The sequence below is a fragment of the Cardinium endosymbiont of Nabis limbatus genome (genome assembly GCF_965196625.1).
In the GTDB taxonomy this organism is placed as follows: Bacteria; Bacteroidota; Bacteroidia; order Cytophagales; family Amoebophilaceae; genus Cardinium.
Genome location: NZ_OZ239769.1, coordinates 428,889 through 451,813 on the forward strand (window position 1 = coordinate 428,889; position 22,925 = coordinate 451,813).

Below are 22,925 nucleotides of genomic sequence, written 5' to 3' on the forward strand. Positions count from 1 at the left end.
CTATAATTTTTTGATTATGAATCGATACACACTTTTTAGCTTACCTATTATGCCATTGATCACGCTGAATGGTATAGAGGAGCAGATCTATATATATTCCATGAACGTTTTCTTTTTCTAGTATGGTATCAGATTTTTTAAACCCTAAACGCATAGGTACATTTTGGCTTTTGGTATTTTCTATTCCACACCTAATGGCAATAAGCTTTAAGCCTAATTGTGTGAAGCCGATGTCAACAAGCTTAGCACAAGCGCATGTAATGAGCCCTAACCTTTGCAATGCTTCTCCTATCCAATAACCAATTTCAGCTTGACCGCTTGATACATCAATCGTATTAAAACTGATCATTCCAGAAATTTTTTCTTTGAAAAAGATACCAAAAACAAGCCTGCTGTTTTTATCTGCCTCATCATTTGCGTTAGCGATAAAGTTTAAAGTATCATTCAGATTCATGCATGTATTGAACCAAGGCAACCATCTTTTCAAGTAGGATCTATTTTGCTCTGTTAGTAAGAATAGTGCTTCTGCATCGGATTGATCTAACTGTTTAATCCTTAAATCCTTACTTAAAGCAACTAATTTAGGAACCCTTGATAGATTTTTGATTGGATGCATCCTTAAAATTCTTCATCCAGCTTAAATCGCGCTTTGTCTTTATCTTGAGAGATGCTGTTCATAACTCCTGATTTTTGGTATTCGCCTACTCTTTTTTCAAAGAAGTTGGTTTTACCCTGTAGGGCAATCATTTCCATAAAATCAAATGGGTTGGTTACATGATAGATTTTTTTGCATCCTAGCTCCAATAGCAATCTATCCGCAACAAACTGAATATATTGGGTCATCAATGCTGCATTCATGCCAATCAATTTAACCGGTAATGCATCGGATACAAATTCACTTTCAATCGTTACCGCATCTGCTATAATTTTAGCAACCTGTTCCTCTGGAAGTTTGTGTTTGATATGTTGATTATACAGCAAACAAGCAAAATCACAGTGTAGGCCTTCATCTCTGGAAATGAGCTCATTAGAAAAGGTTAGCCCTGGCATGAGTCCTCTTTTTTTAAGCCAAAAAATAGCACAAAAACTGCCAGAAAAGAAAATCCCTTCTACCGCTGCAAAGGCAATTAACCGCTCTGCAAAGGAACCTTTACTAATCCAACGTAGTGCCCAGTCTGCTTTTTTGCCTACCCACTCAATCGTTTCTATAGCGTTGAATAACCTATGGCGCTCTTTGGGGTCTTTCACATAGGTATCGATCAGTAAGGAATACGCTTCAGAGTGGATGTTTTCAATAGCGATCTGGAATCCATAAAAAAACTTAGCCTCTGTATACTGTACTTCATTGGCAAAGTTTTGAACCAAATTTTCATTCACAATACCATCACTAGCCGCAAAAAAAGCAAGTACATGGGTAATAAAATGCTTTTCACCAGATGTTAAATTTTCCCAGTCTTTTATATCCTGACTAAGGTCAATCTCTTCTGCGGTCCAAAAACTGGCCTCTGCTTGCTTATAAAAGCTCCAAATATCGTGATGCTCAATAGGAAATAAAACAAACCTATTTTTATTCTCTTGCAAAAGAGGTTCATCTGCATAAGTATAGTTGTTCATCTGATTGTTTCGTTTTTACGGGTTGGTAAGTGATATACAATTTAAGGCCATAAACTGATAGGTACAACAAACTTAGCTAAATGAAACCAAAGGTTCAACACCAGCCATAATTTCTTATGCGATTTACTGCATTTGCATAAATGCATTTAATTGAAAATTAAACAAATAACCTAAACTGATATCTAGGCTCAATAATGATTATGAATGGTTAAACATTTTGATGGTTCATAACAAATAATTAGATTTAAACCCTCTGTTTCCTTTTTCTTGGTTTAGGCCTAATGTACAATTTAGGTATAAGATTAGGTATAAGAAACGGACCTTTAGGGGGTTGGTTTTTAATTTACTGGCATTTTAATATTGCATCATTATGGTCGTTTCACAACTCTATTGCTACCTTTTTATCATCACTGGGTCGCTTATGTTTTTTTATTTTTTTCCAGTTGGTCTTTGGATTACGGCCCGTTTTTCTGGCGTAAAAGTTGGCCTATTTGAGTTGGTTTTTATGCGCATTCGTAAAGTTCCCCCTAGTGTTATTGTAGATGGGCTTATTGTAGCCACTAAAGCTGGTCTTAAGTTAACCCTCATGGAGGTTGAAACCCACTATTTAGCCGGTGGTCATGTACCATCTGTTATTAAAGCCCTTATTTCTGCAGATAAAGCCAATATTAGCCTTTCTTTTAAACAGGCTACAGCTATTGACTTAGCCGGTAGGGATGTATTTGAGGCAGTGCAAATTTCCGTTAATCCAAAAGTGATTAACACGCCCTCTGTAGCCGCTGTGGCTATGGATGGCATTCAGCTCATTGCCCAAGCAAGGGTTACGGTTAGGGCCAATATTCAGCAGTTGGTAGGTGGTGCGGGAGAAGAAACCATTTTGGCCCGTGTAGGGGAGGGCATTGTTACCTCGATTGGTTCTTCTGCAAGCCACAAAGAAGTATTGGCCAATCCTGATAAGATTTCACAATTGGTATTGAATAGAGGCTTGGATGCAGGCACTGCTTTTCAGATACTTTCTATTGACATTGCGGATGTCAATGTAGGCGACAACATTGGTGCCAAGCTCCAGATTGACCAAGCCAATGCTGACTTACGCGTAGCAGATGCTAAGGCAGAGGAAAAGCGTGCTATGGCAGTCGCCTTAGAGCAAGAAATGAAGGCTAAATGTGAGGAGGCAAGGGCTAAGGTTATTCTAGCTGAAGCAGAAGTACCACAAGCTTTGGCATTGGCCTTAAAAAATGGCCAACTGGGTGTTATGGATTATTACCGGATGCAAAATATAAAAGCAGATACGGAAATGCGTACAAGTGTAGCAGCAGATGACCTACTCCCCGGTAAAGGCAATTAGCTGGTAAAGCATTTTTTAGCTATAGATGTCGTTATTTTTGAGCAGATGTGGTCTTCTTTTTTTCGTTCTAGCCATTGCTTCTTGCTGCATCCACTGCTGAATGGCCTTGTGGTTGCCAGAGCACAATACATCTGGGACCTTTTTACCCTCAAAGTTGTAAGGCCGTGTATAAGCCGGTGGCGCTACGCACCCATCTTGAAAAGAGTCTGTCAGTGCAGAAAAAGCATCCGATATCACACCTGGTATAACCCGAGCCATAGCATCTGCTAAGATAAGTGCAGGCAGTTCGCCTCCGGAGAGGACATAATCTCCAATACTGATTTCCAGTGTAATAAAGTGTTCACGAATCCGTTCATCTATCCCTTTGTAATGGCCACATAATAGTATCAAATGTTGCTTGAGCGAACATTTGTTTACAAGATCTTGGTGCAATAGCTCACCATCTGGCGCCATATATATGACCTCATCATAGTTTCTTTCTTTTTGAAGTGCTCTAATGCAATTGGCAATTGGCTCCACCATTAACAGCATTCCAGCAGCTCCACCATAGGGTTGGTCATCAATTTTACCATGCCTATATGGCGTATAGTCGCGCAAATTATGTATATAAATTGAAAGCAGCTGCTGCTGCATGGCGCGCTGAAAGATAAAGTGTTTCAGTGGACCCTCAAACAACTGAGGACAACAAGTTATAATATCAAGCCGCATCCAAGTAGGAAAAACACTTCGTTAAGGATCCACCTATAAAGATATGTAGCGAGGAGGGGAATTGAACCCCCGACCTTCGGGTTATGAATCCGACGCTCTAAACCGCCTGAGCTACCTCGCCATATATTTCCTTTGTTAGGTTATATAGCTATAGTACTTAAATTGTTGCTATATTTATGGTAAAGTTAGCCACAAATTTATAAAAATGAACCATATTGCCATCAAAAAAATTGATAAACTGCTATTGCGTACCTTTATAACAACCTTTATCCTACTGCTTGCACTGGTATTATTTGTAATGGTTATACAAACTTTTTTTCTGTTATTTGCCAATATTGCAGGTAAAGGATTAGGGATCGATATTTACGCAAAGTTAATGTTTTACTTATCTTTAGATGCATTTCCTAGTGTTTTTCCTATTGCCATTCTAATAACTTCTTTGCTTGTTTTTGGTAATCTTTCTGAAAGCTTTGAATTAACCGCTATGCGTTCTGTAGGTTTTTCTCTACAGCGTACCTTACGTTTTCCTTTTATTTTTATTCTTTTTTTAAGTGGTGCCCTCTTCTATTTTCAGGATTATATTCATCCAAATAGCAAACAGAAAGTGTTTGCACTGATGCGTGATATCGGCAAAAAAAAAGCTGCTGTATTTATTCAAGAAGGTGTTATTTGTAATAACATACCAGGGTATAGCATTCGGGTAGATAAAAAGCTAAGCGATAATGAACATATGGAAGGGATTATTGTTTATGATTATACTAAAAGGTATGGAACCGTTTCTATAACCACTGCGCAAAAAGGTAAGCTCTATACTACGCCAAATGAGGGAGCTTTGGTTATGGAGCTCACCAATGGATATAATTATGTAGAACCTTTACCTGATAAAAATAATGATGCCAAGTCTGATCAGAAGCCCTCTTTTTATAGAAATAGTTTTGCCATGCAAAAGATAAGGATTAGCTTAGATGCACTTAAGATGGGCAAAACAAATGATAAATTTGCATATGAACCAAGGGCAAGCACGCGTCCACATCTAAAGAAAATGATTCAAAAAAGATGGCAAGAAATTGTAGATCACGATAAACGCAGTAAAAATGTGCTGGCCAAGCAGACGATGCATTATCATGCCCCAGAAGCCTCTACTGCGCAATTAGATGACCACCAGATGGAGGCATTGGCACCATCTATTCAAGAAACCACCCAAGATGCTGATTTTATATTATTTAGGAATCAGCTTATAGAAAAAAAAGTTGATGCTAGTATAGAACGTCATCTCCAACACGATCGCCATACCTTAGCAAAATGGGTTGTTCGGGATGCCTTGAGGCGTGTAAAAAAAATAAAAAATGGCTTAATAACCCACAAGGATCATAAAGCCTTATTTCATGAGGATTTAAATTCTGCCTTGTATGAAAAACAACATCGCTTTGCAGTAGCCATGCGGTGTGTCATTATGTTTTTGCTAGCAGCTCCCCTAGGTTGCCTTATTAGACGAGGTGGATTTGGGGTATCTGTATGCATTAGTTTCTTTTTTATACTCCTGGAGTATATTCTTTCTTTACTCGGGAAAGACTGGGCTATCTCCAATACCATTCCCACTTTTATAGGTGCTTGGCTTGCTAATTTTATATTGTTGCCTTTTTGTTGCTTCTTTTTGCTAAAAGCCCAGCAAGGCAGGGGATTATGTTCAACTAACTGGCACGTTTTTTATGGAAAAATTAAAAAAATCATTCAGCGAAACGTGCATACAACCACAAAAGTATAGATGTATTAATCTATATGGCCACCAATAAAAAGTTGGCACACCGTCAAGGTAAAACGTTCCCTTGGAAAAAGTTGCGCCCAGAAAGTGCAGTTTACAAAGTACCAGTTCAGTAGCTACTTGCAACTGGCTACTAGCCCATGTGTGCGTCAGAGAAGTAGAAGGTGGTAATGGATTGGACATGGCAAAATTAAATGGAAATAAGAAAATATAGGCCAGCAACTTTTCTATTAATACTTCCACGAGCTTAAAAAAATAACTTAAAAAATAAAAATGGGAACGTTGTTATAAACAAACGAAATAAAATAGTCCTTTATCCAAACATGAAAGTATTGCTATCCATCTATCATCTCTTCAAATATCCTTGTAAAGTTACCTGAACGTTAGCTGGCATTAGTATCTCTAATCTCATTATATATATTTTTGTATGGACTAAAAAGCTAAACAATGTAAACTAACAATAAACATACAAAGCGCCCAAAAAATTAAGCATAGCTCCCCCTATTATTTTGCAAGTAGTGATTCGAAGTAAACTTACATTAGACTCGGTTATCCCATTCAAAAGGCTAAATGTCTTTAAGTTTGGCTCTGAAGAAAGGGAGGAAGATAACAAAACACCTGCTGCTTGCAGATATGCGGCACCAGCCATCACTATCAAAATAAAATAGCGCCACCCACCGCTCTCTCCAAACCGAATAGATATAGTGGATTGATTACAAATAGGCAATAAAATGCACTATATTAAAAATAAGTTACCATTGTAGGAGGGTATATTTTTTTTCCTTAGGCTTTTGTATGATCAGAAAAAGAATAGTATATTCTCTTACTGATTTTTTATTTTTACTTTTAAAGCTAAGTCAATGATAAATTTTAAAAAAAAGCTATTCTCGACCTTATTAGTCTTTCAGGTATTATCTTCTTGTTCAGGTACAAAAAAGGAGCTAGGTATGAATGTATATAACGGAAGCTTGATATGTACTCCGGCTACAATAGTACCAGGAATATCCCCTAATATAACTCAGATGCAAACGGACCAAATGGACCAAGCACTAAAGAATCTTGATATAGGCAAACAAAAATGGGAAAACTCCACATCTGATGATTCATCTAAAACGAGCACCAGATCCATAATCGTATATAACCACCATCTGTGTAAGCGACGGTCACATTCCCCAATTCGACTTGGCAATAAAGTTGAATATGAATGTGCCTTTAATACGAACTCACTATTCCATCCGTACAACTATACGTGTACTGAGCATGAATTTCTTAATAAAACAAGATATATTCAATGGGAAAAGGTCTATCCAGCAGCATTACCAATGACGTATAGAAAGGAGCGTCAATGTCCAAATGCCTTTGGTAGACTTACCCCTCCTATTGATAATTCAATAATTTGCGCAGGACTCTTCTAAAAATTAAGGCAATTTAACTGTATCGGTTCAGAAGCCTTCTTTATACAAAGGAAAAGCCATTAGGAATAGGAGTGTACCATCATCAACCTTTCTAATCATTAGTTCTGTTATTTTTTTATTAGCATTCTACCCTGATTCTATATGGTTTTCCCTTTGTATAATTGCAGCATTCCACCTTGATTCTATAAGGATCATCATCTGCGTGATATGTTCTAAAACCAAGGCTTTTTATTAAAGAAACCCAATTGGTAATACAATGATCTTGCTTTGAATCCCCCTTTCCAATAAAGCTTTAATGCCTCCCCATTGACCATGACCCAGTATGATTAAATGCCCTATAGCTTCTAATTTTGTAACCAATACCCAAAAGGGGCACAGATCCCCACCAATGAGGGAATTTCGATTTCCAATAAAATAGCGCCACCCACCGCTCTCTCTAAACCGAATAGATATAGTGGATTGATTACAAATAGGCAATAAAATGCACTATATTAAAAATAAGTTACCATTGTAGGAGGGTATGTTTTTTTCCTTAGGCCCTTGTATGATTAGAAAAAGAATAGTATATCCTCTTACTGATTTTTTATTTTAACTTTAAAACTAAACCAATGAAAAATTTTAAAAAAAAGAAACTTAAAATCAGTTATTCAGAAAATTGAAATCTTTGAAAAATTTTGAACCTATCGGCCCTTTTGACTCTTGATATTGGCCATCATATAATTTTATATCTCCTTTAGGTTTCCAAAAAGAAACTTGCCCAATCCTCATCCAAGGATATATTCTCACTTGCAGAGTACTATATAATTGAAAGGTTACATTACCATGTGAGCCAATGTCAATTAAGTCTGCAGTAACATGTACAAATAAACCTAACCTGGCAATACTAGATCTAGCATGAATAATGGGAACGTAATAATCACTACCAATTTCCTCAACACTGTGCCCTAACAAGAACTCACCTTGGTTAAGAACCATACCATCTTCTTCAATCTCAAAAATTTCATATGGGTTTTCTTTTTTAGGATCTATAACTGCATTAGTATACCTTAAAAACTTTTTTCCCAAAGTAAGGTCATAAGAATTTGTTGTGATATTCCTATAGTCAAAAGGATTAATATTTATTCGTTTGTTATTGAATTCTTCTCTAATAAATACTCCAGTTAAGATCATTTTTTCTAAGTTTTACATTGTAAATGTTGAAGTTGTTGGATCATTATATGCTGAATACCCCCCCTTATAGTGATTAATTTTACCAAAATTTTCCCAAAATGATATTTGTCCAATAATCATATATGGATATAAAATAATAGGCTTTGTAGCTACTATTTCTAAAGTCCATTTATGTGATGCGCCTGTATGTCCCAGGTCTGCTGAAACTTGAATGAATAATCCATATCTTCCAACAGAACCACGTCCTACTAAACGCATTGCAAAATCACTACTACCTAAAACTTCATAAGTATGCCCCAGGTACATCGTGTGAGGCATAAGTTCATATCCTTCTTTTGGAATATCAATAAAATTAAATTTAGGAAATTCTGCTTCAGTTTCAGGAATACCAAGTTTCAGTCCTAATCTATAGCTATAGCTATTTGGATTTATTTGATTGAATACATACGGATCAATTGTGATTTTTCCTGTTTGTTGCATTTTATTTATTTCTAAACCAGTCAGTATCATTTTTACTTTATTAACTTGAATTTGAAGCTAGAAGGTAAATATTGCGATAAAAAAGCTTTTTTGTATTTCAAACTTTTCAATTTAAAAATAAAATCTCCAACTATATGCATAGGCACTATTTTATACTTTATAAGTGGGTAGGGGTAATGCGTACCCAAAATGTCTGTATAGAGTCCTAGAATATATTTTTTACTATCTATTTTGGGTATACGTCACATGCAGCTGTAGTAGCTAAGCACGTCTAATATGAAGCCCAATGCAGGCCATAAGCCTAGAACTACTTCCCAAAATGAAATAAGCCGACATCTTATCTTCTGGGCTAGATGATGACTAATTTCATGATATTAAAGATTTAGTAAATAAAAATAAACCAGATAATTACGGAAAGACCGCATTGCATATTGCAGCCGAAACGGAAATAGAAATCTTATTAACAGACTCTTATATAATGTTGCTAACACAGGCGATCTAAATATTTTTAAAATGATCTTGGCTAATTTTAGCGTGGGTAAAGATATAAATATAATTTCAATTACACAAAAAATAAATAAAGCAAGAAATACCGTACTGCATCTTTCAGCTCTTTAGGGAAGGGTAGATTTTTTAAAAGCGATCCTAGAAGTATTGATAAAGGTAAATGTTCATTCAAAAGAATGTATAAATATAATTTTAATGATGCCAAATAAAGGTAATCTTACGCTCGCTTGATACTGCAGCCATAAATGGTCATTTAGTTATTGTTAAATCTATCTTTGATAATGCAGATATATATGCTAATTTCGTCCTTATATACACTAACAACCTTGGATGGATCAAAGGCTGTGGAGGCATTCTCTAAAAACTGACGTTTCCAATTTTGAAGAGTTTTGCTAGTGACGCCATGTTTGGACGACAGCTCAACTAGCGTTAAATCTTCTTTTAGTAAGGCTAATACTATTTTAGTCTTTTCTTCCGAACTAAAATGCCTAATCTTTTTCCTTCCCATCTGATTAATTTATTTTATGACTTTAAAACTAAACCATACGGAAAATAAAGTAAAAGATTTTTGTCCTATTTTTTCAGTCCATTATAGTTAACAAAACAAATGGTTTATTTGTTTTTTGTTAAAAAATCATTCAACTTTGTAAAAGTTTATTGTTGATTAAGAGACGATTTTATCTCTATAGTTTTTATTCAAAAAATTTTTTATGAAAAAGTATTTCGGTTTTTTACCGATTTTCGCATCCTGTTATGGGTTAGATCAGTCTAATAATATGTTGCCAAATTAATATGCTCATAGAAAAATAAAAATCCAAAGCATCGCTTAAAAGAACTCAATATAAAAATATTAAAACGTTAAAAAAGGGCATTAGCAGTTACATTACTAAATATAATTACCAAAGGTTTCATTCTAGTATTAACTATTAAAAACATATGAACCTCTATCTTGACCATTTAAAAATGGTAGGCTAGAAAATGGGAAAAAATGGAAAATAAACTTAAGAAAAAGATGTCTGAATAAACCAGTTCACTATACTTATTACTTCAAAGTACTCGGAATGAAATTAGTCTAAATGAAAATTAAAACAAAAAACCAGATAAAAAAATAGTTATTTTTAATGTATTGGGCTTATATAGTCTAATGCTCATTGGATGTAGCAAACGTGGTGCTACTATCATGGGGCAGTTTGCTCCAAAAGAGTCTGTAGATAAGCAATCTAGTTACAGAAGATGTTGGAACTGGGTTAAGAAGAGTATTGTCAATGTCATAGCTAGTAGTAGTCCTGTAATTGTACGCTACAAAATTCTCAACGATGATCTTAAACTTAATGCTTCATACAAGTATAAACAGGACTGTAAGCTTGGTCCTATTGAATGGAAGAAAGAAAAAAATAATGAGAAGCTGCACAAAAAAATCTGGAGCCTTGTTAAGGCTATCATCAACAAAGAATATAGGAAAAAAATAGATAGTTTCGTTATATTCAGTGTAAGAGAGGGTTGCAATACAGTGGCATATGTGAGGGGGAAAGAGCCCTTCTGCTTGGCCGTAGAGCCTGTAAATTATTTTGTGTAAGTGCCGTTTTTTAGGAGAATCTTCCCTCAAATTCGATAGCGAATCGATTCAGAGCCGCTCTCCAATCATGTAAAGACATAGTCCACTTTTGTGATGCCTTCTGTATGGCTAAATATACTACTTTTAATGCAGATTGGTCATTAGGAAAAATTTTACGGTTATTGATAGATTTTCTAATAACGCTATTGAGTGATTCAATGGCATTGGTCGTATAAATAATTTTTCGTATTTCATCAGGATAGTCAAAAATAGTTATAATGTTGCTCCAATTTTTATGCCATGAACGACTAATAGCTGGATATTTTTTATCCCATTTTTCACTAAAAATAAGAAGTGCTTCTTCCGCTTGCTCAAGAGAAATAGCGCGATAAATAACTTTAAGATCCGATGCGACGGACTTCATGTCCTTATAGGGTACATAACGTAACGAATTACGAATAAGATGAACAATGCATAACTGAATTTTGGTTTTTGGAAATACTGTATTAATAGCATCTGGAAATCCGGTTAATCCATCAACACAAGCAATAAAAATATCCTTAATGCCACGATTATTTAACTCAGTTAATACTGAGAGCCAAAATTTTGCACCTTCGGTTTCTGCTATCCACAAACCAAGTAATTCTTTTTGCCCTTGACAATTAATGGCTAATGCCAAATAAATTGATTTGTTGATTACGCGTTTATCTTGATGACACTTGATAACGATACAATCTAAATACAATATGGGATATACTGTTTCTAATGGACGATTCTGCCAAACAGTAATCTCCTCAATAACAGATTCAGTTACTTTCGAAATTAAACTGTGTGATACCTCTGTACCATACAGCTCTTTGAATGTATCTGAAATATCTCTGGTAGTCATCCCTCTAGCATAAAGAGCCAAAATTTGTTCATCAAATTCAGTGAAGCGAGTTTGCCCTTTGCGAATGATTTGAGGATCGAACGTGCTGTTTCGGTCACGTGGCGTATTAATTTCCATTTCGCCAAAATCACCCTTTAATCGCTTAGGAGAGTAACCATTACGGCTATTTCCCGTGTTCCTGCCTTCTATAGCATGCTTTTCATAGCCAAGAGAGTTTGTAAATAAAATTGTGTAAATGCTTATTATTAACTAATCTAACGGATTAAATCGTTAGTTATAAATGAGTCATAAGCAATGGAACAACAACAAATAAATATAGATCCAAATCTACTAAATGAATTGTCGAAGTCTATTAAGAGTGAAAAAGATTTAGCTATTCTCAGCAAGCAACTATTAAAAATCACGGTAGAACGTGCTATGGATGCAGAATTAGAGGATCATCTTGGCTATGAAAAGCATGCTATAGAAGGCAGGAACACGGGAAATAGCCGTAATGGTTACTCTCCTAAGCGATTAAAGGGTGATTTTGGCGAAATGGAAATTAATACGCCACGTGACCGAAACAGCACGTTCGATCCTCAAATCATTCGCAAAGGGCAAACTCGCTTCACTGAATTTGATGAACAAATTTTGGCTCTTTATGCTAGAGGGATGACTACCAGAGATATTTCAGATACATTCAAAGAGCTGTATGGTACAGAGGTATCACACAGTTTAATTTCGAAAGTAACTGAATCTGTTATTGAGGAGATTACTGTTTGGCAGAATCGTCCATTAGAAACAGTATATCCCATATTGTATTTAGATTGTATCGTTATCAAGTGTCATCAAGATAAACGCGTAATCAACAAATCAATTTATTTGGCATTAGCCATTAATTGTCAAGGGCAAAAAGAATTACTTGGTTTGTGGATAGCAGAAACCGAAGGTGCAAAATTTTGGCTCTCAGTATTAACTGAGTTAAATAATCGTGGCATTAAGGATATTTTTATTGCTTGTGTTGATGGATTAACCGGATTTCCAGATGCTATTAATACAGTATTTCCAAAAACCAAAATTCAGTTATGCATTGTTCATCTTATTCGTAATTCGTTACGTTATGTACCCTATAAGGACATGAAGTCCGTCGCATCGGATCTTAAAGTTATTTATCGCGCTATTTCTCTTGAGCAAGCGGAAGAAGCACTTCTTATTTTTAGTGAAAAATGGGATAAAAAATATCCAGCTATTAGTCGTTCATGGCATAAAAATTGGAGCAACATTATAACTATTTTTGACTATCCTGATGAAATACGAAAAATTATTTATACGACCAATGCCATTGAATCACTCAATAGCGTTATTAGAAAATCTATCAATAACCGTAAAATTTTTCCTAATGACCAATCTGCATTAAAAGTAGTATATTTAGCCATACAGAAGGCATCACAAAAGTGGACTATGTCTTTACATGATTGGAGAGCGGCTCTGAATCGATTCGCTATCGAATTTGAGGGAAGATTCTCCTAAAAAACGGCACTTACACAAAATAATTTACAGGCTCTTGCTCTTACTGGTTTATCTAGATCTAGTATCCAGGACCTTGTCTAAACATTTTTATATAGTTATCCTATAATATAACTAGATATTCTATGTAGTAGTTATTATTTATATCATTACAATTTAACAATTTTCAGATTAAATCTTGACTACTACACATAGGATAGCCGATCGCAGTAAGCAGCTCTGATTCCTTTTCGAATACTGTAAAAGTTTCTGTTATAATCTTTTCTACAGGCTCAACTGAGCCATAACCCCTAGAAGCTATTTTTTCTAATTTTTCCTGAGAGGATCTATTAGGTTCTACTAAAAAATCTGATCTAACTTGTCCACAAGCTATTAATGCAAATAATGGAAGATAGAGACTTAACTTTTTTAATTTGATTTTTAAATTCATTTTTCAATTTTATTAATTGATTTATGTTAGATATAAACGGGTAGAGGCTTATTGTAAATAAGACATATCCTAAATCATAAAAAACTTGATTTTAGCATATTTTTTTTCTACCCATCGAGTGAATCTGCTTAAATGAAAAATTATTCACAATATTTTTTTGATTAAAAGAAGTTGTTATCCATATTCCTAATGGATAAATGAGTAAGTCTCTTGTAAAGAAATGGAGAAAATATCCCCTTAAACCTGAACTCTCTGTTCACGGCATTAGTAAAATGCTAAAAATTTTTATATTAGATTATTCTTTTTTTTGCCTACCGTTTCCAGAGTGGTGAATGGATACAACTTGATTAACCAGACTCTGCCCTGAAAATCCGACCAATCTAATTTATTTATTTAAGAGGTAATTTTCTAGTCGCAACATAATCCGTTACATTACTAACTCCATCATTTTCAGTAAGATAGATTATGAACCACTGAGTGTCTTAGTGATGTTAGAAATATTAAGTCCTAAAGGACACTTATTATTTGTCTTATCGTTATTTTTCATCTCAATAAAAGGGATAATCTCCAAGAAATCTAATTCGCATTCCTTAATAACGTAACCTAAGTCGTCATAGACATCCTCCTCTCTTTTATTAGAGTTAATTTTAGTATTATATTGTTCCAAGTCAGACGTTTCATCATTCGCATTGGAATTAAGGCCAGACAAATAATCATGAATATAAAAAGCACTATTTCGCAGAGTATTATAACTATTAGAAGCAACCCATTTGGCACTGCTACAAAAATATGGCATAGCCCACATTAAGCTATAAAAAGTTCCTTGTGCAGCATAAGCAACTCCTTTACTAGTGTATTCAAAAATAGGCCCACCAACCTTACTACCGTAATGAGCACCTAAAGCTGCACCACCCTGCACACCTTCCTGAATAGAACCACCATTGCAAACAGCACTAACTCCTCCTCCAATCGCACCAACTCCTCCTCCAATTGCACCTAAAGTACTCGCACCAATAAGGTGACCAGCATTACCAGCAATATCAATAGCAGTTTGTGCTCGCATACCCAACCCGGCCTTATGAACACTGCATCCAGTAAATCCCAAGTAAGAGAGACAAAAAATAGCTCCTAAAAATAGGTTATAACCTAACCTGCTTAATTTGTTATTGATTAACATGATAATTTATTTAATTAACTTCTATTATACTCATTCTATATATGTTATATATGGCATTCAAAAAATATCAAGAAATACTAGAATGACATTTGTAAATATAGATATATAGTATTTGTAATCCAAATTATTCTTTTATAAAACTTCAGAATAAACTAGAAGCGGTTCATTAGACGCTCGTTATATGGGACAAAGCTATTGCTAAAATTTTGAATTAATTATTTTGTAGATTAATTCTTGTTCAAGTGATTATCGCATAAGGGTGTAACCTCAATGAAATAGCAAAAATGTTATCCTATTCCATCAATGAAGTAACTTATATGCGATAGATTCGATGACATAACCTAAATACGATAAATTCATCAGAGCTTATTTGAGAGCTTCAACAGAAGATCAGTTTGCAGATAGAGCAAAAGAAATGCTCGAGCAGTTTGTTCAGGAGAGAGGATACAAAATTGCTAGCTACTACCGAGAAAATATCAGCGGAACAAAACTGAACAGACCAGAATTGGGACGATTATTGATGGATAGCTACCAGAATGATATTTTACTGGTAGAGCAGGTGGACAGGCTGACACGGTTGAGCAATAGTGACTGGGAAACACTCAAAAAGAAAATTGAACACCACGAACTGAAAATTGTTAGTCTGAATATACCAATTTCATGGCAAGCTTTGTCTGAAAAAGAACCATCACAAAACGATCCAGTAACAGGTGCTGTGATTTCCTCCATCAATAATATGTTCATAGATCTAATGGCCGCGATGTCGCATAAGGATTGGCTGAGCCGTCGACAAAGACAAAAACAAGGAATTGAAAGGGCACATGCACAAGGTAAATATCTGGGAAAGCAGCCCGATCATGAGCGACACCAGAAAGTTACCTGCTATCGAAATGTTAAAAAACTAAGTATATGAAGCCGCACAAACTACTGGGTACAGCGCTTCTCAGGTATGCCGTATTCAACGATTGTACTCTTTAAACAATGAAAAAAGCAATGCTAAGAACTTTTAGTAGATTGATGTAAAGTGGGAAAAGTAATATCGTAATAATGTTGTAAATCAGGTTAATTAATATAATAACCGGGAAGGAAAGTCAGTCCAACTCTCCTACAGAAAACAGGGATTAACGTACAATAATTTCCCATATCCAAGGAGACCCCTCATAGAAACACAAATTTCTTCTCAAAAGGATCGGCTAAAAAGAAGAATCGATGAATTGCTAGGTAAGTTATCAGATGGAGATACCATCATTATTACGGAAATCAGTCGGTTAGGTAGGAGCACATAGGAAGTGATTCATCTAATCAATGAAATGGTTAAAAGAAAGATCCGAATCATAGCCATTAAGCAAGGGTTGGATTTAAACAAACACAGCTCAAAGAACTGGTTGGTTTGGGACTCTCGATTAGGAAAATAGCAGCTATATTGGGGTATAGCAATCATATGGGATTGAATAATTATCTCAAAAAAATCGCTATAGTCAAGCAATAGCATAATCAATTTATATTAGCGCTAGTTATCATAACCTATATCTAAATAGATTGCATAGTTTTAAATATTCTCATCATGAAAAAATTACCGATTGGGGTTAGTAACTTTCATAAGTTGGTATCTAACGATTACCTATTTTGTGATAAGACAGCCATGATTGCTGAATTATTGGGTAAAGGCGAAGAAGTTACCTTAATTGCTCGCCCTCGTCGCTGGGGGAAGACACTTAATATGTCTATGTTGCACCATTTTTTTTCAGCAGAAGTAAATGGAGTAAGTACAGAAGGCTTATTTGATGATTTAGCTATTGGTAAGGTAGATGTTGGTCAATACATTGCACAGCATCAAGGTAAGTACCCTGTCATTATGCTAAGCTTTAAGGATGTGAATGCAGATAGTTTTCAAGGGGCCTACAATGCGGTGTATGAGTTGATATTAGAGGTGTATAGCACATATGCCTACTTATTGAATAGCGATGCAATTAATCAAATACAGTTAGGACAATTACATACTATCCTCAATAAGCAAGCCAATCAACAAGCATTAGAAAAATCTTTAAAGCTCCTTAGTCAATGCCTCTACCAACACCATGGTCAAAAGGTCTATATTCTCATAGATGAATACGATACGCCTCTCAACAAAGCTTACGGCAATAAGGAATATTTGGATGCTATGGTCTCGTTTATGCGTAACCTATTTAGCGCTGCTTTAAAAGATAATAGCTATTTGGAAAGAGGTGTTTTAACGGGCATATTGCGTGTTTCTAAGGACAGCATGCTTTCTGGATTGAATAATCTAGAGACCTATACTTTTCTAGATGAAGAATATAGCGCACACTTTGGATTTAGTGAAACGGAAGTTTCCTATTTATTTGAAGAAAATAGTCTTAGTGTTGCTATAGAGGAAGTAAAAAGTTGGTACAATGGTTATAGGGTAGGAAATTTAGTCATGTATAACCCTTGGTCTATTATTTCTTGTATCAATAAATCAGGTCGTTTTGATGTCTATTGGGTCAATACGGGTAATAATAACTTAATCGAACAAAAGGTACTTACTGCTCATTCGGAGATTAAAGAACAATTCGAACAGTTGATGCGAGGGGAGCCCTTAGCTATATCTATCAACAAACATCTTGCTTTTGATATCCTAGATAAAGATGATACATCTTTCTGGAGTCTTTTATTATTTGCTGGCTATTTAAAATTTGACACTGTTGCCTTTAATGAATATAATGGATTACATGATTGTGAGTTGTTGATTCCTAATAAAGAAGTATATACGCTTTATAATCGTTTTTTTCAAGAATGGTTCATTCATCAGTTTGAGAGAAAGCGGCAATATGATTTTTTCTTGAAACATTTAGTAGCTGGCCAGGTTCCTGCTTTTGTAGAACAGCTTAGCTACTTTTTACGTAGAAGCGTGAGCTATTTTGACACACAAAAAAGTAATAAATCAGAAGGGTTTTACCATGGTCTTGTCTTAGGGATGTTAGCTAGTTTAGGTATCACCCATTATATACGCTCCAATAGAGAAAGTGGTTTGGGGCGTTATGATCTGTTATTAATACCTAAAAAAGAAGGTTCCAAGGCGCTGCTATTAGAATTTAAACAGGTTCGGAAAGAAGAAGAATTAGAAAGCGCTTCTAAACTGGCCTTATCACAAATACAAGCACAAGCCTATCATACTGAAATACTACAATATCCTCATGTCCAGGAGGTAATAGAAGTTGGTATTGCCTTTTCTGGAAAATCGGTGTTAGCTGCTTATGCCACGTATAATCTAGTTGGTAAAAAATGTGGTTCATTGAGTTTAACCAGTAGATATGGCCAGGAAGAGTGGTAGATTTCCTATATCCAAGGCGAACCCTCTTAGAAAACGACCGTTTAGAGAGATAAATCTATTTATGTTAGGGTTGGAGTATAGAAAGATGATATTAAACGGTGATAGATCTGTAGGAAAAAGCCGTTGCAATAAAAAATTGCAACAGCCTCAACTTGTAACTAAAATCAAGAGCCTTTGGTTTTAAGTGTCGTGTAAATATTTATCAGGTTGTATATTTATGTATACCAGAGTTTGTAAATAAAATTGTGTAAATGCTTATTATTAACTAATCTAACGGATTAAATCGTTAGTTATAAATGAGTCATAAGCAATGGAACAACAACAAATAAATATAGATCCAAATCTACTAAATGAATTGTCGAAGTCTATTAAGAGTGAAAAAGATTTAGCTATTCTCAGCAAGCAACTATTAAAAATCACGGTAGAACGTGCTATGGATGCAGAATTAGAGGATCATCTTGGCTATGAAAAGCATGCTATAGAAGGCAGGAACACGGGAAATAGCCGTAATGGTTACTCTCCTAAGCGATTAAAGGGTGATTTTGGCGAAATGGAAATTAATACGCCACGTGACCGAAACAGCACGTTCGATCCTCAAATCATTCGCAAAGGGCAAACTCGCTTCACTGAATTTGATGAACAAATTTTGGCTCTTTATGCTAGAGGGATGACTACCAGAGATATTTCAGATACATTCAAAGAGCTGTATGGTACAGAGGTATCACACAGTTTAATTTCGAAAGTAACTGAATCTGTTATTGAGGAGATTACTGTTTGGCAGAATCGTCCATTAGAAACAGTATATCCCATATTGTATTTAGATTGTATCGTTATCAAGTGTCATCAAGATAAACGCGTAATCAACAAATCAATTTATTTGGCATTAGCCATTAATTGTCAAGGGCAAAAAGAATTACTTGGTTTGTGGATAGCAGAAACCGAAGGTGCAAAATTTTGGCTCTCAGTATTAACTGAGTTAAATAATCGTGGCATTAAGGATATTTTTATTGCTTGTGTTGATGGATTAACCGGATTTCCAGATGCTATTAATACAGTATTTCCAAAAACCAAAATTCAGTTATGCATTGTTCATCTTATTCGTAATTCGTTACGTTATGTACCCTATAAGGACATGAAGTCCGTCGCATCGGATCTTAAAGTTATTTATCGCGCTATTTCTCTTGAGCAAGCGGAAGAAGCACTTCTTATTTTTAGTGAAAAATGGGATAAAAAATATCCAGCTATTAGTCGTTCATGGCATAAAAATTGGAGCAACATTATAACTATTTTTGACTATCCTGATGAAATACGAAAAATTATTTATACGACCAATGCCATTGAATCACTCAATAGCGTTATTAGAAAATCTATCAATAACCGTAAAATTTTTCCTAATGACCAATCTGCATTAAAAGTAGTATATTTAGCCATACAGAAGGCATCACAAAAGTGGACTATGTCTTTACATGATTGGAGAGCGGCTCTGAATCGATTCGCTATCGAATTTGAGGGAAGATTCTCCTAAAAAACGGCACTTACACAAAATAATTTACAGGCTCGTATACCACAACACCTAAAACCAAATACCCATTTCATCTGTGTAAATAAATCTATAAAAAATATGCGCTGCCACAAATTAAGTGAATCACAATTTTAAAAAAATGCTCATTTACTTGGGAACGCCCTATCAGATGTGATATGATGGTATTGCCCATGTTTTCTATGCAGTTTTCTGCCTCTTGCTTACAGGTTCTGATTCAGTAACAGAATCTTGGTGTTTATGTTTTTTATGCCTATTTAAGCTACTTTTATGAGTAAAATATTTCCCACAACGATCACATTTGTACGGTTTTTCTCCTGTGTGGGTTATTTTATGGGTTATTAAGTTTTGTTTATTCTTAAACGTTTTCAGACACCCAACCCAATGGCATTTATATGGCGGTTTTGGTGGCATGTGTTCATGTACATGTTTGTAAAAATCATCTTTTATATCAAATGTTTGAAGACACGTTCCCCAACTACATTTGTACTTACTTATACTTTCTGAATTAGGTAGTTCTGATTTTTCTGACAAGCCATTTTTGTTATTATCATTAATTCGATAAGAATTCATTATCCTGCATTTCTTTTCGTAATCCTCGATTAACTCAATAGCATTTTCAATTTCATTCTTTTTATCATCTGTAATACTTGGATTATTACTAATATAGTTATGTGCGAAATCAATAGTATTATTTATTATATATGCTGCTATACTATATTTATGCTTCTCTACTTCCTGGAAAAATTTTTTGATACAACCTAACTCTTGATATTTGATTATCAAATCAATACAGGTTGAACGATCACCATTTTGAATACTTAAAATCTTATCTAATTCATTATGAGGCGTTTTTATGACAAGCAATTTCTTTATGATCATCATAAATATATCCTTGTTATATTTGCCTGTAGTATGTAATAAATTATTTTCTTCTTCACTTTTTTTTAAAGTGTCAAGTAGTACAGAATAATTACATGTATCAAAAAAATTTAATACATTATCGAAATAACCTATATTCCCATTTACTGCTTCAGTATGCAGAAATTTATCTATATCTATACGTGATAGGTCAACATGACTTAATACAGTATTTTCAAAATAATCTACTTGTTGTTGTGGTACACAATTACTTGGTATAGTATCACCATTACACATAACTACTTTATCACTTTTACCACATCCATATATCAAGCATGATAAAGATAGACAGCGAAGAAACAAGCATAAAGTCTTTTTATAAGATGTATTTTTTATTAAACTTAAGTAACAGTGCATTTGAACGAAATTTTAGATTAAAACTATAGATATATTGAATACATTAATGATATCAAATCAAGTTGTTGGATGAACGGATTATCCATGATAATCTGCCATCAAAATGGGAAAGTATACTCCTTAGCATTGATGTAGGTAATCTTAAAGAAGCAGATAGAAGCGTTAGCGTCCATTTACCCATAACATAAATGGAATCTTCACTCTATAAGCGCGCTATTGATTTGCAACTTGAAGTCATTTCAATAGAAATATTTAAGCTATTTCTATTGTGTATACTGTGTATACTTACACTTAAACCCCCATATTTGATTTAATAACAACGTTTTGCAAATTTACAAAGTTTTTTATCAAAAAACAATAAATGCAATAGAATTATTACTACATTCTAATTATTCCTTTTGAAAATGTTGTGTAACAATACAATAGTTATTTAAAGCCTGATCTAAAATTGAACCATAAAATGAGGAAACGTAAATCTATTAGACGGGTTTGATTTTTTTTCTACAATTAGGACAGATTTTATCATTTAATTGACTATCATTCCACTGTTTATGGCATGTTTTATGAAAAAGATGGCTACAGCTAGTTATATGTAAATCATTCATGCATATATCATCCCCCAAGCATATAGAACAAGATCGGTTACACTCAATCTTTTCATCTTTCAGCAACAATGCAAGCACTTCTTCGTTGCCTGTATCATATGCTATATAAATAGCTTTTTCATCATGAAAGTTTGTTGCATTAACATCAATTTTTGGAGCGGATAGTAATACTTCAACTATTTTTAGTAAACCTAGTCTTACTGCTATATGAAGAGGGGTATTGTCATCAGAATCTTTTTGATCAACATTAACCATTGGATCATTAAGTAAACTTTTGACCCTGTTTGTATCACCTTGTTTAACTGCTATATGCAAATCTGGCTTTTCATCAGATTTGAAATGAATAATATTATGTGAATCATTATGCAGCATTCCTGAACTATATGTTGGCTTCTCATCTTCACCATATTTCCAATCTGCTTTATTACATCCAGTAGTAAGTACTAAACTTAAGCTAGAAATTAGAACGGATGCTAATTTGGAAAATACAATGACTTTTATATATATTTTAACCTTTTTACACATAATAATAAAGTACAGTTATTATACTTTGTAGTAGTCAAGATTAAATCTTGACTACTACAAAGCAAATAAAAGAAAGTATAACAATCTTTACGAATCAATAAACTCAACGAAATACCCATATAGAGACCCTTTATTTGTTCTTTGCTTTACCCGATCAAACCCCAATTCCCTTAACGCACTACTCACCAACTTAGTATTCAACCGAACAGAAGTACCGATATTTTCTTGAAGAGATGTTCCCTAACGTTTTGGCCAGTTCTAACAGCCCTAATTTCGGTTTGATGATTTTTTGATGTAAGTTCATAGTAGTTATTATCTATATCCATCCAATTTAATAATTGTCAGATTAAATCTTAACTACTACATTTAAGTGCCTATACGAATATATATTTTATCAAAAAAAATTGCTTATTAACATAGTTCGTTTTGTCTTAGGGATGCTGGCAAGTTTGGGTATAACCCACTATATACGCTCCAATCGAGAAAGCGGTTTGGGTCGTTACGACCTTCTATTGATCCCTAAAAAAGAAGGTTTAAAAGCACTTCTATTGGAATTTAAGCAGGTTCGCAAAGAGGAAGAACTGGCAAGTTCAGCTAAACTTGCCTTAGATCAGACACAAGCACAAGCCTATCATACCGAACTATTACAATATCCTCATGTCCAGGAGGTAATAGAAGTTGGTATTGCTTTTTCTGGTAAGTCGGTATTAGCAGCTTATTCGACTTATATAGTTGGTAATCAATCTAATGAAATTAGTTTAACGGATAGATATGGTCAGGAAGAAGGGTAGTTGAAATATAACATACAACTATTTTATTGCTTTTTATTAGATAATTTCTCAAATTTTCAAAACGTTGTTAGTAAGTCAGTCATATTAAATCGATCAGTAATTGATCTACTGATGTGGAATTTATTTTTATTAATTAATGGATATGCAGCATAATTCTGACAAATTATCCTGCCATGCATTGAAAATCAGTATAGAAAACAACTATTAAAAGTACAAATATCAAATTTCGTTGCCATGCATGACGTTTAGAAATAAGAAAAAGCCATTCAAAGTCTAAAATAGTAACGCATATAA

General features: G+C 34.4%; 19 protein-coding genes, 1 tRNA gene and 2 pseudogenes. 10 read left to right on the forward strand and 12 right to left on the reverse strand.

Annotated elements, in window-relative coordinates; genetic code table 11:
• Window positions 1–40: 40 nt before the first annotated feature.
• The gene (locus ACOALF_RS01965) at window positions 41–616 is read right to left on the reverse strand and encodes a GNAT family N-acetyltransferase (protein ID WP_419241766.1); all 576 of its coding nucleotides are present in this window, start codon (window positions 614–616) and stop codon (window positions 41–43) included.
• A gap of 2 nt (window positions 617–618) precedes the next feature.
• Complete coding sequence (locus ACOALF_RS01970; protein WP_419241767.1) at window positions 619–1,614, reverse strand: ribonucleoside-diphosphate reductase small subunit; 996 nt, start codon at window positions 1,612–1,614, stop codon at window positions 619–621.
• Window positions 1,615–1,984: 370 nt separating this feature from the next.
• On the opposite strand from ACOALF_RS01970, the gene floA reads away from it, so the two are divergent.
• Window positions 1,985–2,962, forward strand: coding sequence for a flotillin-like protein FloA (gene floA, locus ACOALF_RS01975; RefSeq protein WP_419241768.1), 978 nt, complete (start codon window positions 1,985–1,987; stop codon window positions 2,960–2,962).
• A 15-nt stretch (window positions 2,963–2,977) separates the two neighbouring features.
• On the opposite strand, the gene trmD is transcribed toward floA, so the two are convergent.
• Both trmD and ACOALF_RS01985 read right to left on the reverse strand, forming a co-directional pair.
• Window positions 2,978–3,670, reverse strand: a complete 693-nt coding sequence (gene trmD / locus ACOALF_RS01980) for a tRNA (guanosine(37)-N1)-methyltransferase TrmD (protein WP_419241769.1) — start codon at window positions 3,668–3,670, stop codon at window positions 2,978–2,980.
• A gap of 46 nt (window positions 3,671–3,716) precedes the next feature.
• Window positions 3,717–3,791: transfer RNA gene (locus ACOALF_RS01985), tRNA-Met, on the reverse strand.
• An 84-nt stretch (window positions 3,792–3,875) separates the two neighbouring features.
• Between ACOALF_RS01985 and ACOALF_RS01990 the strand changes: the two genes are divergently transcribed.
• Complete coding sequence (locus ACOALF_RS01990; protein WP_419241770.1) at window positions 3,876–5,435, forward strand: LptF/LptG family permease; 1,560 nt, start codon at window positions 3,876–3,878, stop codon at window positions 5,433–5,435.
• A 2,051-nt stretch (window positions 5,436–7,486) separates the two neighbouring features.
• On the opposite strand, the gene dcd is transcribed toward ACOALF_RS01990, so the two are convergent.
• The 3 genes from dcd to ACOALF_RS02005 all read right to left on the reverse strand — a co-directional run bounded on the left by dcd (window position 7,487) and on the right by ACOALF_RS02005 (window position 9,512).
• On the reverse strand, window positions 7,487–8,017 hold the full coding sequence (dcd, locus tag ACOALF_RS01995; RefSeq protein WP_419241771.1) for a dCTP deaminase: 531 nt from the start codon (window positions 8,015–8,017) through the stop codon (window positions 7,487–7,489).
• Window positions 8,018–8,029: 12 nt separating this feature from the next.
• A complete protein-coding gene (locus ACOALF_RS02000; RefSeq protein ID WP_419241772.1) occupies window positions 8,030–8,497 on the reverse strand; it encodes a dCTP deaminase in 468 nt (155 codons plus the stop codon).
• A gap of 760 nt (window positions 8,498–9,257) precedes the next feature.
• Window positions 9,258–9,512: a transposase gene (locus ACOALF_RS02005; RefSeq protein ID WP_419241773.1), complete on the reverse strand. Its 255-nt coding sequence runs from the start codon at window positions 9,510–9,512 to the stop codon at window positions 9,258–9,260.
• A gap of 362 nt (window positions 9,513–9,874) precedes the next feature.
• Here ACOALF_RS02005 and ACOALF_RS02010 point away from each other — a divergent pair, with 362 nt between their 5' ends.
• Together ACOALF_RS02010 and ACOALF_RS02015 are read left to right on the forward strand one after the other, a co-directional pair.
• Complete coding sequence (locus ACOALF_RS02010) at window positions 9,875–9,934, forward strand: hypothetical protein (protein ID WP_419241905.1); 60 nt, start codon at window positions 9,875–9,877, stop codon at window positions 9,932–9,934.
• Between the two features lie 250 nt (window positions 9,935–10,184).
• Window positions 10,185–10,580 (forward strand): hypothetical protein, encoded by a 396-nt coding sequence (locus ACOALF_RS02015; RefSeq protein ID WP_419241774.1) that lies wholly within the window; start codon window positions 10,185–10,187, stop codon window positions 10,578–10,580.
• Between the two features lie 10 nt (window positions 10,581–10,590).
• Here ACOALF_RS02015 and ACOALF_RS02020 read toward each other — a convergent pair.
• A pseudogene (locus tag ACOALF_RS02020) lies at window positions 10,591–11,667 on the reverse strand (IS256 family transposase); the annotation flags it as partial.
• Between the two features lie 75 nt (window positions 11,668–11,742).
• On the opposite strand from ACOALF_RS02020, the gene ACOALF_RS02025 reads away from it, so the two are divergent.
• Window positions 11,743–12,957, forward strand: coding sequence for an IS256 family transposase (locus ACOALF_RS02025; protein WP_419241131.1), 1,215 nt, complete (start codon window positions 11,743–11,745; stop codon window positions 12,955–12,957).
• A gap of 163 nt (window positions 12,958–13,120) precedes the next feature.
• On the opposite strand, the gene ACOALF_RS02030 is transcribed toward ACOALF_RS02025, so the two are convergent.
• Together ACOALF_RS02030 and ACOALF_RS02035 are read right to left on the reverse strand one after the other, a co-directional pair.
• Window positions 13,121–13,384, reverse strand: a complete 264-nt coding sequence (locus ACOALF_RS02030; RefSeq protein WP_419241775.1) for a hypothetical protein — start codon at window positions 13,382–13,384, stop codon at window positions 13,121–13,123.
• 463 nt (window positions 13,385–13,847) lie between these two features.
• Complete coding sequence (locus tag ACOALF_RS02035; RefSeq protein ID WP_419241776.1) at window positions 13,848–14,447, reverse strand: hypothetical protein; 600 nt, start codon at window positions 14,445–14,447, stop codon at window positions 13,848–13,850.
• 472 nt (window positions 14,448–14,919) lie between these two features.
• On the opposite strand from ACOALF_RS02035, the pseudogene ACOALF_RS02040 reads away from it, so the two are divergent.
• The 4 genes and pseudogenes from ACOALF_RS02040 (at window position 14,920) to ACOALF_RS02055 (ending at window position 19,417) form a co-directional block, all read left to right on the forward strand.
• Window positions 14,920–15,571: pseudogene (locus tag ACOALF_RS02040) on the forward strand (recombinase family protein).
• A gap of 204 nt (window positions 15,572–15,775) precedes the next feature.
• Entirely contained in the window at window positions 15,776–15,847 is a 72-nt protein-coding gene (locus tag ACOALF_RS02045) for a hypothetical protein (protein ID WP_419241906.1), read from the forward strand.
• Window positions 15,848–16,125: 278 nt separating this feature from the next.
• A complete protein-coding gene (locus tag ACOALF_RS02050) occupies window positions 16,126–17,892 on the forward strand; it encodes an AAA family ATPase (protein WP_419241777.1) in 1,767 nt (588 codons plus the stop codon).
• Between the two features lie 310 nt (window positions 17,893–18,202).
• A complete protein-coding gene (locus tag ACOALF_RS02055) occupies window positions 18,203–19,417 on the forward strand; it encodes an IS256 family transposase (RefSeq protein WP_419241131.1) in 1,215 nt (404 codons plus the stop codon).
• Window positions 19,418–19,612: 195 nt separating this feature from the next.
• Here ACOALF_RS02055 and ACOALF_RS02060 read toward each other — a convergent pair whose 3' ends face one another.
• Together ACOALF_RS02060 and ACOALF_RS02065 are read right to left on the reverse strand one after the other, a co-directional pair.
• Complete coding sequence (locus ACOALF_RS02060; RefSeq protein ID WP_419241778.1) at window positions 19,613–20,590, reverse strand: C2H2-type zinc finger protein; 978 nt, start codon at window positions 20,588–20,590, stop codon at window positions 19,613–19,615.
• A 599-nt stretch (window positions 20,591–21,189) separates the two neighbouring features.
• On the reverse strand, window positions 21,190–21,840 hold the full coding sequence (locus tag ACOALF_RS02065; RefSeq protein WP_419241779.1) for an ankyrin repeat domain-containing RING finger protein: 651 nt from the start codon (window positions 21,838–21,840) through the stop codon (window positions 21,190–21,192).
• Window positions 21,841–22,244: 404 nt separating this feature from the next.
• On the opposite strand from ACOALF_RS02065, the gene ACOALF_RS02070 reads away from it, so the two are divergent.
• The gene (locus ACOALF_RS02070) at window positions 22,245–22,631 is read left to right on the forward strand and encodes a PD-(D/E)XK nuclease domain-containing protein (protein WP_419241780.1); all 387 of its coding nucleotides are present in this window, start codon (window positions 22,245–22,247) and stop codon (window positions 22,629–22,631) included.
• Window positions 22,632–22,925 lie beyond the last annotated feature (294 nt).